Source organism: Kineococcus glutinatus (assembly GCF_039542765.1).
Taxonomy (GTDB): Bacteria; Actinomycetota; Actinomycetes; order Actinomycetales; family Kineococcaceae; genus Kineococcus_A; species Kineococcus_A glutinatus.
Window position 1 is genome coordinate 1 of sequence record NZ_BAABIL010000623.1, and the last position, 1,668, is coordinate 1,668.

The 1,668-nt window shown below is 77.2% G+C and carries 1 protein-coding gene and 1 pseudogene; both read right to left on the reverse strand.

The window, feature by feature from the left end; translation table 11 throughout:
* On the reverse strand, window positions 1-1,273 hold a 1,273-nt coding region (locus ABEB16_RS19145; RefSeq protein WP_345713802.1), incomplete at its 3' end, for a PAS domain-containing protein.
* Between the two features lie 149 nt (window positions 1,274-1,422).
* Window positions 1,423-1,668 (reverse strand): annotated as a pseudogene (locus ABEB16_RS19150) (methyl-accepting chemotaxis protein); the annotation flags it as partial.

The following is a 1,668-nucleotide window of genomic DNA, read 5'->3' on the forward strand; positions in this document are numbered from 1 at the left end:
GGCGGGCGGTGATGTCGAGGAAGTACACCGACAGCCCGTCGGGGCCGGGCCAGGCCCGCACCTCGTACCAGCCGTCCAGCGGGGGCGGGTAGTACGCCTCGAAGGCCACCGGCTCACCGGTCCGCACCGCGCGGTGGTACTCGACGTCGAAGGCGGCGCCGACGGCGTCCGGGAAGAGCTCCCACACCACCTGGCCCAGCAGCTCCTGCCTCGGCCGGCCCAGCAGCCGCTCGGCCTCGGCGTTGACGTAGCTGAAGCGCCAGCGCCGGTCGAGGGAGTAGAACGCCGTCGACATCGTCTCCAGCACCCGCGCGAGCCGGGCGTCGCCGTCGCGGGAGGCGGTGGTGTCGTAGGCGGCGCCCAGCACCCGCTCCGCGGCGCCGTCCTGGCCGCACAGCGCCTTGCCCCGCGCCTGCACCCACCGGGTGGAGCCGCCGGGCAGCAGGACGCGGTACTCCGCCTCGTACTCCCCGCAGCGGTCGATCGCCGCCCGGAGGGCCTCGGTGACCCGCGGCAGGTCGTCGGGGTGCAGCCGGTCGTTGAACGCCTCGATGGTCTGCCCGAAGGTCCCCGGCTCGTAGCCGAAGAGCTCCACGAGCCGCTCGTCCCACTCCAGGCGGCCGGTGGCGAGGTCCCAGTCGAAGGTGCCGACCCCGCCGGCGGTGACGGCCAGCTGCCAGCGCAGCCGGCTGGCCTCGTAGTCCACCGACAGCGCCGACAGCTCCAGCTCCGTGACGGCGGCGGCGGCCAGGCCGGTGAGCAGCGCGACGTCCGCCTCGCTCCAGCTGCGCACGAGGGGGCCGTGGACGCACAGCGCCCCCACGACGTGGCCGTCCTGCCCCGTCATGGGCACCCCGAGGTAGGAGCGCACCGCGCCCGAGCGGACCGGTGGCAGGGCGGCGACCCGCTCGTCGAGGCGGGCGTCGGGCACGACGAGGGGTACGCCCCCGGCGGCGGTCACCGTGCACAGGGAGTCGGCCAGCGGGGTGCTGCCCCCCCGCACCGACTCCTCCAGCCCGGCGGCGGCGCTGATGGTCTGCACGTCGCCGAGCAGCGACACCTGCGCCGCCGGTGCGCCCAGCAGGCGGGCGGCCAGCTCGGCCAGCCGGTCCAGCGCGGGGTTGGAGCCCGTGGTGGCCAGCCGCCGGACGGCCTGCCGGCGTCGCTCGTCGTCGAGGGGCACCACCTCCGGTGCCGGCGCCCGTTCCCCGGCGCGCCCCCCGGTGGGCCGGTCGGTGTCGCCGCCGCTGCTGCGTGGTGCTGCGTCGCTCACGCCGCCCGTGCTCCTGACTGCCCGGCCGTCGGCCCGGCGGGTCCCGGACGCGGGCGTCGCCCGTGCCGTCGCGCCGCCCCGGTGGTCTGCACGGCGGCCCGCTCAGGGTAGGCGACGGGCGGGTGGGCCGGAACCGCCTGCCGGCCGGCTCAGAGCCGGAAGCCGCCGACGAGCTGGCGCAGGTGGGCGGCCACCCGGGACACCTCGGCGGCGGTGCTCGACGTGTGGGCCGCGCCGCTGGTGGTCCGCTCGGCGGCGGCCGCGACGCCGGAGGTGCTGCGCGCGATCTCCTGGCTGCCGGTGGAGACGTCGGTGACGTTGCGGACCATCTCGGCGGTGGTGGCCGACTGCTCCTCCACCGCCGCGGCGATCGTGGCCTGCAGGCCGTCGATGCG